At 73.8% G+C, this 14307-nt stretch carries 16 protein-coding genes and 1 pseudogene; 7 read left to right on the forward strand and 10 right to left on the reverse strand.

Features of this window, described 5'->3' with window-relative positions:
• Positions 1–788: hypothetical protein (locus tag BN2279_RS03910; protein WP_234347405.1), on the forward strand; the 788-nt coding region annotated here is incomplete at its 5' end.
• A 41-nt stretch (positions 789–829) separates the two neighbouring features.
• Positions 830–1252 carry a YjbQ family protein gene (locus BN2279_RS03915; protein WP_059006733.1) on the forward strand — a complete coding sequence of 141 codons (423 nt, stop codon included), beginning with the start codon at positions 830–832 and terminating at the stop codon, positions 1250–1252.
• 44 nt (positions 1253–1296) lie between these two features.
• Here BN2279_RS03915 and rpsR read toward each other — a convergent pair whose 3' ends face one another.
• Positions 1297–1545, reverse strand: coding sequence for a 30S ribosomal protein S18 (gene rpsR / locus BN2279_RS03920; RefSeq protein WP_059006448.1), 249 nt, complete (start codon positions 1543–1545; stop codon positions 1297–1299).
• Positions 1546–2196: 651 nt separating this feature from the next.
• Here rpsR and BN2279_RS30185 point away from each other — a divergent pair.
• Positions 2197–2262 (forward strand): annotated as a pseudogene (locus BN2279_RS30185) (YjbQ family protein); the annotation flags it as partial.
• Between the two features lie 39 nt (positions 2263–2301).
• Here the strand turns inward: BN2279_RS30185 and BN2279_RS03925 are convergent.
• The 7 genes from BN2279_RS03925 to BN2279_RS03955 form a co-directional block, all read right to left on the reverse strand.
• The gene (locus BN2279_RS03925) at positions 2302–2982 is read right to left on the reverse strand and encodes a response regulator (RefSeq protein ID WP_059006450.1); all 681 of its coding nucleotides are present in this window, start codon (positions 2980–2982) and stop codon (positions 2302–2304) included.
• Complete coding sequence (locus BN2279_RS03930) at positions 2979–4115, reverse strand: sensor histidine kinase (RefSeq protein ID WP_059006451.1); 1137 nt, start codon at positions 4113–4115, stop codon at positions 2979–2981. Before BN2279_RS03930 ends, BN2279_RS03925 begins: the two co-directional genes overlap by 4 nt.
• Positions 4116–4120: 5 nt before the next feature.
• Positions 4121–5032: a hypothetical protein gene (locus BN2279_RS03935; protein WP_159037043.1), complete on the reverse strand. Its 912-nt coding sequence runs from the start codon at positions 5030–5032 to the stop codon at positions 4121–4123.
• Positions 5033–5173: 141 nt separating this feature from the next.
• Positions 5174–6007: a universal stress protein gene (locus tag BN2279_RS03940; protein ID WP_059006455.1), complete on the reverse strand. Its 834-nt coding sequence runs from the start codon at positions 6005–6007 to the stop codon at positions 5174–5176.
• Between the two features lie 98 nt (positions 6008–6105).
• Positions 6106–6810, reverse strand: a complete 705-nt coding sequence (locus tag BN2279_RS03945) for a hypothetical protein (RefSeq protein WP_107115507.1) — start codon at positions 6808–6810, stop codon at positions 6106–6108.
• Positions 6811–6940: 130 nt separating this feature from the next.
• Positions 6941–7630 carry a universal stress protein gene (locus BN2279_RS03950; protein ID WP_059006457.1) on the reverse strand — a complete coding sequence of 230 codons (690 nt, stop codon included), beginning with the start codon at positions 7628–7630 and terminating at the stop codon, positions 6941–6943.
• 84 nt (positions 7631–7714) lie between these two features.
• Positions 7715–8287: an Rv1733c family protein gene (locus BN2279_RS03955; RefSeq protein WP_059006459.1), complete on the reverse strand. Its 573-nt coding sequence runs from the start codon at positions 8285–8287 to the stop codon at positions 7715–7717.
• A gap of 223 nt (positions 8288–8510) precedes the next feature.
• Here BN2279_RS03955 and BN2279_RS03960 point away from each other — a divergent pair, with 223 nt between their 5' ends.
• Positions 8511–9200 (forward strand): response regulator, encoded by a 690-nt coding sequence (locus BN2279_RS03960; RefSeq protein ID WP_059006460.1) that lies wholly within the window; start codon positions 8511–8513, stop codon positions 9198–9200.
• Positions 9201–9216: 16 nt separating this feature from the next.
• Positions 9217–10236, forward strand: coding sequence for a 2-hydroxyacid dehydrogenase (locus BN2279_RS03965; RefSeq protein ID WP_059006735.1), 1020 nt, complete (start codon positions 9217–9219; stop codon positions 10234–10236).
• 22 nt (positions 10237–10258) lie between these two features.
• Here the strand turns inward: BN2279_RS03965 and BN2279_RS03970 are convergent, their stop codons facing one another.
• Positions 10259–11131, reverse strand: coding sequence for a universal stress protein (locus BN2279_RS03970; protein WP_234347409.1), 873 nt, complete (start codon positions 11129–11131; stop codon positions 10259–10261).
• 207 nt (positions 11132–11338) lie between these two features.
• On the opposite strand from BN2279_RS03970, the gene BN2279_RS03975 reads away from it, so the two are divergent.
• The gene (locus BN2279_RS03975) at positions 11339–12016 is read left to right on the forward strand and encodes a CBS domain-containing protein (protein ID WP_059006464.1); all 678 of its coding nucleotides are present in this window, start codon (positions 11339–11341) and stop codon (positions 12014–12016) included.
• Between the two features lie 31 nt (positions 12017–12047).
• The gene (locus BN2279_RS28315) at positions 12048–12503 is read left to right on the forward strand and encodes a Crp/Fnr family transcriptional regulator (protein ID WP_059006737.1); all 456 of its coding nucleotides are present in this window, start codon (positions 12048–12050) and stop codon (positions 12501–12503) included.
• 5 nt (positions 12504–12508) lie between these two features.
• Here BN2279_RS28315 and BN2279_RS03985 read toward each other — a convergent pair whose 3' ends face one another.
• On the reverse strand, positions 12509–14239 hold the full coding sequence (locus BN2279_RS03985) for a sensor histidine kinase (protein WP_059006465.1): 1731 nt from the start codon (positions 14237–14239) through the stop codon (positions 12509–12511).
• Positions 14240–14307: the final 68 nt, after the last annotated feature.

Here is a 14307-nt window from a genome sequence, read left to right on the forward strand (position 1 = left end):
GCGCTCCGGGGTCCGTCGGCCGGCGGCGGGCGGCGCTTTGGGAGGTGCGGAGGGCCGGGGCCGGGGCGGTCGCGGATTCGTTGCCGGTGGGGGACCGGTGGCGCATGCCGGCGGGCGGGCCCGGTGGCGGGACCGTCCCGCCCGGCCCCCTGACGTGGGGCCCCAACCGCCTGCCCGTCCCCGTGGCCGCCGCGTGGAGCGCGGAAACCCTCGAACTGGCGCCCGCCCTCACGATCCACCCCCACGGAACCGGCCTGGCCTACCGCGCCGAGCGGCCCGGCGACCGGGACCGCCACGGCGTGCTGTGGCTACGGTGCCGCGACACGCCCGGCCAGGGACGCCCCCAGTTCCGCGCCATGCACCCGGCCCGGCAGCGCGCGGCGATGCTGAACCGGCTGTGTCAGGTCTGTGCCGGCCCCGCCAGCCGCACCTCCCGCGGCTGGCTGTTCCTCGTCCAGCACACCGAAACCCGGGAGCAGCCGGCGGACTGGCCCGACGGCGTGCTGTGCACCAAGCCCCCGATCTGCCTGCCCTGCGCCGCCCTGGCCCTCCGCCACTGCCCCCACCTCACCGAACCCGTGGCCATCCGCTCCCGCAAACCCCGCGTCTGGGGCGTCTTCGGCGGCCACTACCTCCCCACCACCGACAACCGCCTCACCCAGGTCCCGGACGACGCCTACCTCTCCTACGGCTCCCCGACCGCACCGTGGTTCGTCGCCCAGCAACTCGTCGTCGAACTCCAACGCTGCACCGTGATCGATCTCGTGGCGGAGTTGGCCGCGGCGTGACCGACGAGACGAAGAAGGCCGGTGACCCGGATCATGGAGGCATGTCTGACGCCTTCACCACACGAGTGATCGACATCGCGACCGGGTCCGAGGAGAACGTCCACGACCTCACCGAACGCTGCGCCGCCTTCCTCCGCGAGGTGGCGGACGGGCGGGACGGCCTGCTGAACGTGTTCGTGCCCCACGCCACGATGGGCGTGGCGCTGATCGAGACCGGGGCCGGGAGCGACGACGACCTGCTGGCCGCACTGCGGGACCTGCTCCCGGCCGACGACCGCTGGCGCCACCGGCACGGGAGCCCGGGCCACGGCCGGGACCACGTACTCCCCGCGATCGTCCCGCCGCACGCCACCCTGCCGGTGATCGACGGCGCCCTGGCCCTGGGCACCTGGCAGTCCGTATGCCTGGTCGACACCAACCGGGACACCCCCCGCCGACAGGTGCGGCTCAGCTTCCTCGGCTGAAGCGGCCCCGTCCCGTCCGCCGCGTCATGCCAGGGGCACGGTGGTCAGCGGGGGGGCGGTGTCGGCGGGTAGGGCAGGAGGGGCATCTCCCCGGCGTTCTTGATGGCCCGGGCCATCTCCCCCTGCTGCCGGACGGGCAGCCGGGGGACGCGGCGACTGCGGATCTTCCCGCGGTCGGAGATGAACTTCCGCAGCAGGTTGGTGTCCTTGTAGTCGATGTACGTGATGCCTGCCGCCTCAAGGGGGTTGGGGCGGGGGCGCTGTTCGTTGCCCCGGCGTGTCTGCCTGGCCATAGGAGTGGCTCGCTTTCCGCGCTGCCCGGGTTCGCCGGCCGGTGGGAACGGCGACCTCAGATGAAAATGATTGTCGTTTATTTATAACACCAGCGCGGCGCGTGCCGCTCGACGGCCCCCCACAGGGCTCCCGGCCCCGGGTGGTGAGCGCCTGCACCGCGCTGTTCGGCGTGGCTTCCGTCCTGGGGGTCGCGCCCGGACCTCCGGGCAGTTGATCGCCGCTTGGGCCGGTGATGAGCCGTTCCAGCCGATCGACTGCTTGCCGGAAGCGTCAGAGCGTGGAAGCCGGGAGTGAACCGCCAACGGGTCTTGTGGGCCGGTCGGCATGAGGTGTTCCGGGGTGAGTGGGAGGGTGAGGAGTGGCGGGACTGGTCCGCCGCGCGGCGCTGGAGGGTCCGGTCAAGGGCGTGGAGCGGTACCTGGTCCAGGTGTGGCCGGTGGGATGACCGGTCGGTGCACGCCCCGGCCCCCCGGGGCGCGCACCGACTGCGGTCCGGGCCAACTGATCCTGACGACGAAGGCGTCCTGTGATCCGTCGATGATCCGGTTCTTGTCGTAGAACTGGCCCAGGAGCTGGCCCGCCTGCTGGTTGTCGGCGGCCGGCAGCGGGAATGCCGAGCAGTCGGTGGTGGGTACCGACGGGTCGTACCCGTCTGCCTGGTCGACACCAACCGGGACAACCCCCACCGACAGGTGCGGCTCAGCTTCCTCGGCTGAAGCGGGTCGGCCCGCTCCCGCTCGCGGAACGGGCTGGTGTCAGTGCCCGCCGGGGGGCACCAGGCCGGTGCGGTAGGCGAGGACGACGGCTTGGGCGCGGTCTCTGGCGCCGATTTTCGCCAGGATTCGCTTCACGTGGGTCTTGGCGGTGGACTCGGCGATGACGAGGAGGTCCGCGATCTCCTCGTTCGACAGGCCCTGCGCGACCAGGCACAGGACCTGCGTCTCCCGTTGCGTGAGCCCGGCGAGCCGCTGTCGCTCCCCGGTGGCCGCGGGGCCGGGCTCGCGGCCACCGGCGCCGAGCACGAAGTGTTCGACGAGATCGCGGGTGACCGCCGGGTCCAGCAGGGTTTCGCCGGCCGCCACCGTGCGTACGGCGTCGACCAGACGCTCGGGCGAGGCTCGCTTGAGCAGGAATCCGCTGGCGCCGCCGCGCAGCGCGCCCCATACGTATTCGTCGTGCTGAAAGGTGGTCAGGACCAGCACCTTCGTCGGAAGTCCGGCCGCGACGATGCGCCGGGTGGCCTCGATGCCGTCGATGCCGGGCATCCGCACGTCCATGAGCACCACATCGGGGGCCAGCGTCCGGCACAGCTCGACGGCCCGGACGCCGTCGGCGGCCTCGTCGGCCACCTCGATGCCGGCGGCGTTGCCGAGGATGACGCCGAGGCCGGCCCGGAGGAGCGCGTCGTCGTCGGCGAGCAGCACGCGGAGCGTCATGCCAGGTCCCCCGTGCGCGGCAGAGGGAGCACGGCCCGTACGCGGAACCCGGCGCCGTCACCGCTTCCGTGCTCCACGGAGCCGCCGAACACGGCCACCCGCTCCGAGATCCCGAGCAGCCCGCGGCCCGGCCGGTAGCCCGGCTGCGGGCCGCGCCCGTCGTCCTGGACCTCCACCTCCACGCTCCGCCCGCCGCACCGCACGACGACGGTGGCCGAGGCCGCCTTGCCGTGCCGGAAGGCGTTGGTCAGTGCCTCCTGCACGATCCGGTAGGCCGACAGGTCGATGCTGCCCGGCAGTCGCGGCTGCGGCGGATCGACCCGCACCGTCACGGCCAGCCCCGCTTCCGCCGTCCGCCGCACCAGGCGGGGCAGTTCGGCGAGGCCGGGGTGCGGGGCGACGCTGGTGTCGCGGCGCAGCAGGCCCAGCACACTGTCCAACTCGTCCAGGGCCTCCCGCCCGGTCCGCTCCACCCCGGCCAGGATCTCGCGGGCCTGCTCCGGGTCGTTGTCGAGCACCACGCGGGCCGCGCCGGTCCGCACCAGCATGACGCTCATGGTGTGGCCCACGATGTCGTGCAGTTCGCGGGCGATCCGGTTGCGCTCGTCGATGACGGCGTCCCGGCTCATCAGCCGCCGGTCGTTCGCCTGCCGTTCCCGCCGGCGGGCACCGGCATAGCCGACGGCCCAGGTGAGCAGCCACACGACCACCACACCGGCGGGCACGGCGGGCGGCGGCGAAGGCTCGTCGCCGACGAAGTACGCCGCGGCGCCCGGCAGCGCGATCACCGGCCCCCACAGGGTCCGCCGCGGGGTCGCGCAGTGGCCGACGGAGTACAGGCCGATCAGGTTCGCCAGCGGGGACAGCGCGTCGGCCGTCGAGTACAGGGCCTCCACGGCGAGCGCCGCCGTTCCCGCCGCGTAGGCCGTCACCGGCATGAGCCGGCGGACGGCGAGGCTGCCGCCGATCACCACGGCCAGCGCCACGGACGCCAGCAGCCGCGCGCCGGGCGATGGCATGGTGGCCAGCCGGTCGCTGACCAGCACCGCGACCGCGACGCCCGCCAGTGCGGCGTCCACGGTCCGGGCGGGAAGGCCGTTGCCCCACGAGACGATCGCGGCGAGCCGGTTCATGGGGGCTACCTCATCACCTCGGCGGGCCACCGCTCAACGCCGGACAGCAGCCGCCGCGCCACGACGACGGACACCGCCAGCACCGCGACGACCCCGGCCAGGGCCAGCAGCGCCGGCCACGGGCCGGGTGACGTCCAGGGCCGGCCGGCGTACGCGGTGGCCGTCACCGAGGCGAACACCGCCCCGTAGCCGACGACGGCGGAGACCATCAACCGGGTCTGGGTACGGGCGGGCGCCGGCCGCAGGCCGAGGCCGATGGCCAGCAGGCCCAGCACCTGAAGCCCGTGCAGGCCGATGGCGTGCGCCAGCTTGGCGCTGCCCTCGGCGCCGAACTCCACCGAGTCGGGCACCTGGCCGGTGGCTTCCACCGCGGCCTCGCCCTCCGCGGCCATGCCGAACCCGATGTATCCGCTGACCAGGACGCCCAGCAGACCCGCCACGACGGCGACGCGGGCAGCGGGCGCGCCCCGGAACCGCGCCAGTGACCACGCCAGCAACAGGACCACGGCGAGCACCACGAGGATCACCACCTGGGCCATCACCGACCAGACCGCCGTGTCGAAGGCCGTCTCCTCGTTGAAGTGCGACGCCTCCCCGCGCCACCGCTGCATCGTGATCATGGCCACCTCGACGAGGGAGCCGCCGCCCAGCAGCCCGGCCGGCAGCCACCCCCAGCGCCGGACGGGAAGCTGGCGCATCACCCACACCGCCGACCAGCACAGGATGCCGAACGACATCCCGAACTCCACCGGCTTGCGCCACGACACCGCGCCCCACCACGGCGCCTGGTCCACCACCGCGACCACCGCGTGCACCGCGCCGGACGCCGTCAGCAGCGTCCCGCACCACCACAGAAACCGTTGCTGCGCGGTCACCGGACGGACCGCCGACCACACCTGCCGAAGAATCACCCTCATGACCGCGGACGCTACGGCCGGGGCAAGCGGCGAACGTCCCCTCAGCGGAGTCGCTCACCGTACCCCCCTCGGGGTACGGCCAAGCGCCGGACGGCCGAGGGGAGTTCCCGCGTCGGCACGTCACCGGACGGGCGGAACTCGTCAGGCCGCGACGCGCGCTTCAGTCGTGGGGGACGACGGCGACGGGGGTGGGGCTGTGGTGGAGCTGCGGCGGCCGACCACCAGCAGGGCGGCCGTGGCGGCGGCTTCGGTCAGGTGCCGTGCGGCGTTGCCGCTCACGATGTCCTCGGTGACCTTGACGTGCGGGTACCGGTGTCGCCAAGGGCTCAGGGCGTCGCCGAGGGCGCGGCCCCTGGCGGCGGCGACGTCGGTGTGGCGGTCCGGGTCGGGCACCATGGCGAAGCTCTCCGCGGACGGCAGGTCGTAGCTGTGGATGACTCGCAGCGTGGCGCCGCGCAGGGCGGCGGACTCGAAGGCGAACGCGAGCAGGTCGTCGCACGGGTGGGTGACGTCCACACCCAGGACGACGTCGCCGGCGTCGTGTCGCGCGGCGTCGTGGCCGGGGGCCCGGACCAGGACGGCGGGACGCCGGGTGCGGGCGACGACGGCCAGGGCGATCGAGCCGACGAGGAAACCGGTCACCGTGCCCAGGGCACGGGAGCCGAGGACCAGGAGGCCGGCGTCACCGGCGGACCGCGCGAGGACGGCTTCGGGGAAGCCGGGGATCACGTCGGTGATCACCGTCAGGCCGGGGTGCCCGGCCTTGAGTTCGTCGGCCACCCGCTTCAGCAGATGCTCCGGGCCGTGCGCGAGTTCCCCGGCGCCGGAGAAGGACAGACGGGTGTACGGGTCGATCTCGCGGACGTGGACCAGCCGCACCGGCAGGTCCCGTCGGGCTGCCTCGTCGGCTGCCCAGGTGGCGGCGGCGCGGCTTTCGGGGGTGTGGTCGAGGCCCGCGACGACGGTGGGGTTCATGGCGTGCTCCTTCTCGGGTGTCGAGGCGGGCACCTGTCTCTTTTAAACATCTTACGCTGCCGTCGAAGAGGAGAGGGGTGAGCTTGGTGGGCGCGGGGTCACTTAAACAAAAAAAATGAGATAACACAAAAGCGTCGGACGAGGAATCTGAGACTCAGGTGATGTAGAGCGAATTGCAAACATCCATCGCGACAACACAGAAGTCCGCAAGCGCGCACGACGGGGAGGCGTTCCCAGCGGGCTCCCAGGCCCCAGGTGCGGCCCGCGTGGACGGCCGCCAGGGCGACCAGGACGGCGGCGTAGACGACGTGGTAGTCGACCAGCGGATTGGTCGACATGCTGGGGGTGCCGTCCGCGAGGGTCTGGTCCAGCGGCCATTCCGCCGCCCACATCAGCGCCATCATCGCCACGCCGCCCAGGGCGGCCAGCCGCAGGGCCACGCCGGTGGTGAGGGCGAGGCCGATGGCGAGCAGGCCGAGCATGAACGACCAGTCGGCCCAGGCGTCCCCGGCCCAGGAACGGAACGTGCCGTCCATCGGGCCGACGGCGACGTGGCTGAGGAAGCCCTCGGTCGGCGACCCGCCGTCGATCCAGCCGGCGCCCGAGGGGGTGCTGTACTGCCAGCCGAAGGTCTTGTCGAGGAACGCCCACAGGAAGACGAACCCGGTCAGGACGCGGACCGACGCGAAGAGGTGCGCGGTGGTCGCTCGCGCCGCGGCCCGGGTCGTGGTGGCGCCGGTGGCCTTGCGCCACGTGGGCAGGTGCGGACCGCCGTGTCGGCGGAAGTGCTGCTGGATGGCCATGGTGTCCGTCCTTCCGGATGCGTCGGTGCGAGTTCCGCTCGCGGCTTCACTGTCCCGCCGCCGGGGGGTCGGCCCCAGGGGTCGCGGGTCCCGGCCGCCGGGGCCGAACGGCCCTGACCGGTGGGCCCGTTCAGTCCGCGCGGGCGGTGACGGGCACGGGGACCAGCAGCACCGGCACGGGCGAGTGGCGCAGCAGGGCCTCGGTCACGCGGTCGAGGTGGGGCCCGACGCGTGGGTCCCGGTGCAGGGCGACGACGACGAGGGCGGAGCCGAGGGCCGCCCGGAGCACGGCGTGCACCATTCCCGGGCGTGTGGTCCGCAACCGCACGCCCGCGCCCAGGCGTTCGGCCTCCGCGAACGCGACCGCCGCGGCCTCGGCGTCGCCGTTGCTCCCGACGCACAGCAGCACGTCACCGTGGTCGGGGGAGTGCCGCAGCTCGCGCGGATCACCGCGTACGACCAGCAGCGGGCCGTTGGTCCGCTCGGCCAGGCCCTGGGCGACCGAAGCCGGCAGGTGCCCGGCCGGGCCGCTCAGACCGCGGGTGCCGACCACGGTGAGCAGCGCGTCACGGCTCCGTTCGGCCAGCACCGCCGCCGGCGCGCCGGGAACGGGCACCGGCAGCGCGATCAGCGCGGGATGCCGGTCGTGGACGCGGGCCAGGGCGGCCGACAGGATCGGCCCCGCCGCGTCCGGGTCCGGCAGGGCGTTCACGATGTGCAGTACGGCATCGCGCCGCTCCGCTTCCTCCGCCGCCCGGTCGAGCGCCCGGAACGCGGTGGCGGTGTCGTCGATTCCGGCGACGACGTGGGGTCGGGTCATGGCCGTGTCCTCTCTCCATGTCTGTTTCGGGGGTCTGTTTCGAGGGCCGGGCCGGTCGGGCCGGTGGCCGGTGTCCTGCGGCCGTCAGGCGTGCTGGGACCAGCCGGGGGCCGCTTCGGCCCAGGCGCGTTCCCAGGCGGCCGTGCGGCGGATGTCCAGCCGGTTCCGCGCGCCGGCACTCGCGGCGACGGCCAGCAGGCAGACACCCGCCGCGGCGGAAGCTCCCAGGAGCGCTCCGGCCGCCCAGGCGGTGGTCGTCGCGACGGGCGGCCGGCGCAGCTCGCCGGAGTCGTCGATCCACACGTCGACGCGGTCGCCGGGCCGGGTGGAGGCATCGGCCCAGGTGGAGCCCGTGCGGGTGGTGCCGTCGGGTGTCGTCCAGTCGACGGTCACGACGGTCCTGTCGTGGCCCGGGTGGCCGACGGTGGCCGCGTCCGCCTCGGCGGCGGAGCCGGTGACCAGGGCGGCCGTCTCGTTCAGGTCCGTACCCGGCGCCAGCATGATGTGGGCCGTCCCGGCGGTGGTCGCCGCGCCGGCGAGGGGGGCGCCGAGGGCGATGACCAGGCCGGTGGCCAGGCCGAGCCATCCCTCGGCGATGTCGGAACGACGCCTGGGCGGGTTGCGCCGCCAGCGCCACAGCCGGATCGTGCCTTCCATGTCCCCCGTCCCCGCCTCGTGTGTCGCCGCGGCGTTCCGTGGCCCGTGACGGGACCGTCCCACGCCCGGACGGCGCGGCGCTGGAGCCGGTCGGGCCTCGGCCGCCGGGGCGTCCGGCCTTCCGGCACGGGCGCCGATGGGGCCGTTCGGCCCTGGCATCCGGCCGGTGCGCGGGGTGACCATCGGTGCTACGAGGCCGGAACGGACACGAGGAACACACGACATGGGCGACGCACCCCAGTTCTCCCCGCAGGCGCCGATCAGGGTGTTCCTGCTGGACGATCACGAGGTGGTCCGGCGAGGGGTGCACGACCTGCTCGACGCCGAGCCGGACATCGAGGTCGTCGGCGAGGCGTCGACGGCCGACCAGGCCCTGGCCCGTGGCCCGGCACTGCGCCCGCATGTGGCGATCCTCGACGTGCGGCTGACCGACGGCGACGGGATCACCGTCTGCCGGGAACTGCGCTCGCGCATGCCGGAGCTGGCGTGCCTGATGCTCACCTCGTTCGACGACGACGACGCGCTGCTGGACGCCATCATGGCGGGCGCGGCGGGGTACGTGCTGAAGCAGATCAAGGGCTCCGACCTGATCGCCGCGGTGCGGACCGTCGCCTCCGGGCAGTCGATGCTCGACCCGGCGACCACCGCGCGGCTGATGAGCAGCCTGCGCGGCGACGACACGCGGCCGGCCGAACCGCAGGACGCGGCCCTGGCCGCGCTGTCACCCCGCGAGCGGGAGATCCTGATCCTCATCGGCGAGGGACTGACCAACCGCCAGATCGGCCAGCGACTCTTCCTGTCCGAGAAGACGGTCAAGAACCACATCTCCCGGCTGCTGGCCAAGCTCGGCGTCGAACGCCGCGTCCAGGCGGCCGTGCTGGCGAGCAAGGTCACCCCACCGCCCGCGAAGTGAGGCTACGGTGACCGGCGTGAACACGGATGCGACGGACATCATCGCCTACGGGGTGACAGCCGACGAACGACCCTTGCTCCAGGCCGCGTTCGACGGACAGCACCGGCTGCGCTGCCTGGACCTCACGCTCGACGCGGACACCGTGACGACCGCCGTCGGCCACCGGATCGTGTGCAGCGGCGTCAACGACGTGCTGGACGCCGCGGTGCTGCGCGCGCTCGCCGCCGGTGGCACCCGCATGATCACCCAGCGCGCCACCGGCTACAACAACATCGACCTGGAAGCGGCCCGGACGGCCGGCATCGGCGTGGCGAGAGTGTCGTACTACTCCCCGTACGCGGTCGCCGAGTTCGCCTGGGCCCTGGCCCTGGCGGCCAACCGGCGGGTGCCGCGGGCCGTGACCCGCACGCGCGACTTCGACTTCCGCCTCACCGGCCTGATGGGCCGCGACTTCCACGGCCGGACCGCCGGGATTCTCGGCACCGGCAAGATCGGGACCGCGTTCGCCCGCATCGCCGCCGGCTTCGGCATGCGGCTGCTGGGCCACGACGTCGCACCGAGCGAGGAGTGCCTGGCCCTGGGCATGAAGTACGCCGGGACCGATCGCCTGTTCGCGGAGGCGGACCTGATCAGTCTCCACCTGCCGCTCCTGCCGGAGACCCACCATCTGGTCGACGCGGCTGCCCTGGCCAGGATGAAGGACGACGCGATCCTGATCAACACCAGCAGGGGCGGCCTGATCGACGCCCAGGCGCTGGTGGAGACGCTGCGGGCGGGCAGGCTGGACGGTGTCGGTCTGGACGTCTACGAGGAGGAGGCCGGTGTCTTCTTCTTCGACCACTCGCTGGACGTGATGACCGACGACGTCCTCGCGCGCCTGATGACGTTCCGCAACGTGCTGGTCAGCTCCCACCAGGCGTACTTCACGCGGGACGCCGTCGGCCAGATCGTCGAGGCGACCGCCCGGAACGTCGCGGACTACCTCGCCGGCCGCACCGGGGAGAACACCCTGGTGCCGCCCGCCGGCTCCTCCTGAGCCGGCGGGGGGCCAGGGCGCGTCACGGGTGCGGGACGACGATCACGGGCGCGATCGCGTGGTGCATCACCGCGTGGGTGACCGGCCCGATGTGCCAGCCGGTGCGCGCCCGGCGGGCCCGGCGGCCGACGATCAGCACCGCCGCGTCGCGCGCGGCCTCGGCGAGCTCACGGCCCGGCCGTCCCATCACCGGCTGCTCCACCACCTCCACACCCGGGTACTTCGCCCGCCAGGGGCGCAGCGCGTCCGCCAGCTCCCTGGCCACGTCCTCGGCGAAGACAGCCGCGATGCCGGGCTCCACGGTGGCGGCCGAGAACCCGTACACCGGCGGCACCCGCCAGGCGTGGACCACCCGCAGCCGGGCGCCGCGCCGGGCGGCGGCGTCGAAGGCGTGGTCGATCAGCGCGGCGGGCGGATCCGCCACGTCCAGCCCGAGCACGACATCGGTCGCGGCCGGTGCGGCGGCCTCCCCGTCGGCGCCGGGCCTGACCAGCGCGACGGGGCCGTGGGCGTGCGCGACGGCGGACTGCGCCACCGAGCCGAGCAGGAAGCCGGTGAGGCCGCCCAGCCCCCGGGTGCCCAGCACCAGCATCCCGGACCCCTCCGCCGTCTCCCCGGTCAGCACCCGCGCCGGGGCACCGGTGAACTGCTCGTAGGAGATGTCCACTCCGGGGAACCGGGACCGCAGATCCTCGGCGGCCTCACGCGGTATCCGCTCCGCCCAGTACCGCAGGGTCCGGCCGTCCACCGAGGGCAGCGCGGAGTACGCGCCCGCCTCCCACACGTGCACCAGCCGCAGCGGCAGCCCCCGACGCCGCGCCTCGCCCGCCGCCCATCCGGCGGCGGCGAGACTCTCCGAAGAACCATCCAGACCCACAGTGACCGTCGGGAACACGGGGCCGCCTCCTTCGTTCGATGACATGCCCTCAGCGTCCCGCCGGGCCGGACACCCGCGGCAGGGGCCACAGGTCCCCGCGGACGGGCCGCAAGGGACTCCCCCCGGGCCCGTTCGGCCCTAGGGAGCGGAGGCTCAGGGGACGCACGGTGGGAACCGACGCGCGGACCCGCGTCCGCGCCCTTCCACCGGAATCGAGGACATGTCATGAAGCAACGCATGGTCGGCACGGTGATGACCGGTGACGTCGTCTCGGTCACGCCCGAGGTGCCGTTCAAGCGGGTGGCCGAACTGCTCGCGGAGCACCGCGTCAGCGGAATGCCCGTGGTGGACGATGACGAGAAGGTGCTCGGGATCGTGTCCGAGCAGGACCTCATGGCCCGTCAGGCACAGGGCGGACGGCGGCCCCACTGGTCACCGACCCGCGCCGCGCGCCGGGAAACGGCCCTGGCCGGCGCCATGACGGCGGGCGAGCTGATGACCGCCCCCGCCGTCACCGTCCGGGCCGTGGACTCCGTGGCGCGCGCCGCCCGCGTCATGGCCGACCGCCACGTCAAACGGCTGCCCGTGCTCGACGAGGAAGGCCGCCTGGGCGGCATCGTCAGCCGCCGCGACGTGCTGGGCGTCTTCCTGCGCCCCGACGCCGAGATCCGCGAAACCGTCATCGACGAGGTGCTGATCCGTTCCCTGTGGCTGCCCAGGGACGCCGTGCGCGTCACCGTCGAGGACGGCGTCGTCACGCTCGACGGCGTCGTGGAGCGGGAGAGCGAGATTCCCATCGCGCTCGGTCTCACCGGACGGATGGAAGGCGTCGTCGGCGTCGTGGACCGCCTCACGGCCGCCCGTGACGGCGGCCCCGAACCCCACGATGCCGCCGACCACTGACCGCGCGAACCACCGGAAGAAGACGGACGCCATGGGACCCACCACGAAGCACTTCCTGGCCGCTCTGCCCGAGGCGGGCACCGGCCACCTCCTCGCGTACGCCCGCGAGGTCTCCTACCCCGCCGGGACCCGCCTGTTCGAGGAAGGACGCCGGGCCGACCGGTTCTGGGTCCTCGGATCCGGCACGGTCACCCTCGACCTCCACCGGCCCGGCCGCCGGGCGGCGGTCGTGGACTCCGTCGGGCCCGGGGAACTGCTGGGCTGGTCCTGGCTGTTCCCGCCGCACACCTGGGAACTGGGCGGCGAGACACTCAGCCCGGTCCGGGCCATGGAGTTCGACGCGCTCGCCGTGCGAGCCCTGTGCGACTCCGACCCGGTTCTGGGCCGCGCGGTCTACCGGCATGTCGCGCGGACCGTCGTCCGGCGCCTGCGCGCTTCCCGTGCCCGGCTCCTCGACACGGGCGCCGCCCGCGGAGACGGGGGCTGAACGGGTCAGCTCCCGGTCAGCGGTACCCGCCACTCCAGACGGGTGCCGCCGGAGGGCCCGGGGCCGGTCGTCAGAGAGCCGCCGAGCCCCTGCGCCCGCTCGGCGAGATTCCGCAACCCGCTGCGCCGCCCGCCCTCCGGGACACCCGTACCGTCGTCCACCACGGCCAAGGCGAACACGCCGTCCCCCACCGTCACCGACACACTCGCGGCACCGGCCCGCGCGTGCCGGGCGACGTTGGACAGCGCCTCCCGCAGCACGGCGACGGCATGGTCGGCGACCTCGGCCGGGACATCGGTGTCGACCAGGCCCTCCATCCGCAGCGACGGCGTGAACCCGAGCGTGGGCACGGCCTCCTCCACCGTTCTCGCCACCCGCACCCGCAACCCCTGCGCGGCCGGGCCGCCTTCGTGGACCCGCAGCCCGAAGATCGTGGACCGGATGATCTTGATGGTCTCGTCCAGGTCGTCCACCGAACGGGTGAGCCGCTCCGACGCCTGCGGATGCTCCACGAACCGCAGGGTGCTCTGCAACGTCATGCCGGTCGCGAACAGACGCTGGATCGCCAGATCGTGCAGATCGCGGGCGATCCGGTCCCGGTCCTCCAGCAGCGCCATCTGCTCGGCGGCCCGCCTGCGTTCGGCCAGCTCCAGCGCCAGCGCCGCCTGGCCGGCGAACGCCAGCAGCGGCGCCGTCTCCCGACCGGTGAAATGCGCCTGCCCCCGCTCGCGGGCCAGCACCAGCGCCCCGCGCAGCCCGCCACTGGTCCCCATGGGCACCGCCACGGCCGGACCCAGCCCGGACCAGTCCTCCGGCCCGGCCGCGCGGCGGGCGTCGGTGCCGATGTCCGAGGTGAGCACGGGCTCCCCGGAGATGACGGCGGCGCCGGCGAACGAACTCTCGCGCGGCAGCACCAGACCCGCGTGGGCGGCGGCGTGCGAGCCCGTGGCCAGGGCGACGCGCAGCGGACCCGAGCCCTCCTCGGCCAGGCAGAGAACGCCGAGGTCCGCGCCCAGGATGCGGCGGGCGTGTCCGACGATCAGCTCCAGCACTCGCGCCTCACCGGCCCCGGACAGCAGGTTCCCGACGACCTCGGCGTTCGCCTCCAGCCACCGCTGCCGGTCCCGCGCCTCCTCGTACAACCGGGCGTTCTCGATCGCGACACCCGCCGCGACCGCGAGTGTCGACAGCAGCGTCTCGTCCTCCGCGTCGAACTCCCGCCCTCCGCGCTTCTCCGTGAGGTAGAGGTTGCCGAACACCTCGTCCCGGACCCGGATCGGCACCCCCAGGAAGGAGTGCATCGGCGGGTGATTCGCCGGGAAACCGTAGGACGCCCGGTGCTCCGACAGCTCCCGCAGCCGCAGCGGCTTCGGGTGCCGGATCAGCTCGCCCAGCAGACCGTGTCCCGACGGCAGCGGCCCGATCGCCTCGATCCGGTCCTCCTGGATGCCCACCGGCACGAACTGCGACAGCCGCTGCTCGTGCTCCTTGTCGATGACTCCCAGCGCGCCGTACTCCGCGTCCACCAGCACGACGGCGGCCTCCACGATCCCGCGCAGCACCTGGGACAGGTCCAGCTCCCGGCCCACGGACAGGACGGCCTCCAGCAGCCCGTGCACCCGGTCGCGGGTGCCGCGCACCTCGTCGATACGGACCTGGAGCTCCTCCAGCAGCTCGTCCAGCCGCAGCCGCGGCAGCGGCCCGCCATCGCTCCCCGACGCGCCGCCGTTCCCCACCGTCTTCTCCGTCCGAGTGCCCGGCACGATCCGCCGACAGCCTACGACCCGCCGCCCGGCCGCGTCGG

Source organism: Streptomyces specialis (genome assembly GCF_001493375.1).
Lineage (GTDB): Bacteria > Actinomycetota > Actinomycetes > Streptomycetales > Streptomycetaceae > Streptomyces > Streptomyces specialis.

Excerpts from the sequence above, each read along its gene's own strand:
- BN2279_RS28315 (WP_059006737.1), top strand. The coding sequence starts at position 12,048 with ATGGGACCCACCACGAAGCACTTCCTGGCCGCTCTGCCCGAGGCGGGC.
- BN2279_RS03945 (WP_107115507.1), bottom strand. The coding sequence starts at position 6,810 with ATGGCCATCCAGCAGCACTTCCGCCGACACGGCGGTCCGCACCTGCCC.
- rpsR (WP_059006448.1), bottom strand. The coding sequence starts at position 1,545 with ATGGCCAGGCAGACACGCCGGGGCAACGAACAGCGCCCCCGCCCCAAC.
- BN2279_RS03950 (WP_059006457.1), bottom strand. The coding sequence starts at position 7,630 with ATGACCCGACCCCACGTCGTCGCCGGAATCGACGACACCGCCACCGCG.
- BN2279_RS03955 (WP_059006459.1), bottom strand. The coding sequence starts at position 8,287 with ATGGAAGGCACGATCCGGCTGTGGCGCTGGCGGCGCAACCCGCCCAGG.
- BN2279_RS03915 (WP_059006733.1), top strand. The coding sequence starts at position 830 with ATGTCTGACGCCTTCACCACACGAGTGATCGACATCGCGACCGGGTCC.
- BN2279_RS03935 (WP_159037043.1), bottom strand. The coding sequence starts at position 5,032 with ATGAGGGTGATTCTTCGGCAGGTGTGGTCGGCGGTCCGTCCGGTGACC.
- BN2279_RS03930 (WP_059006451.1), bottom strand. The coding sequence starts at position 4,115 with ATGAACCGGCTCGCCGCGATCGTCTCGTGGGGCAACGGCCTTCCCGCC.
- BN2279_RS03975 (WP_059006464.1), top strand. The coding sequence starts at position 11,339 with ATGAAGCAACGCATGGTCGGCACGGTGATGACCGGTGACGTCGTCTCG.
- BN2279_RS03925 (WP_059006450.1), bottom strand. The coding sequence starts at position 2,982 with ATGACGCTCCGCGTGCTGCTCGCCGACGACGACGCGCTCCTCCGGGCC.
- BN2279_RS03960 (WP_059006460.1), top strand. The coding sequence starts at position 8,511 with ATGGGCGACGCACCCCAGTTCTCCCCGCAGGCGCCGATCAGGGTGTTC.
- BN2279_RS03940 (WP_059006455.1), bottom strand. The coding sequence starts at position 6,007 with ATGAACCCCACCGTCGTCGCGGGCCTCGACCACACCCCCGAAAGCCGC.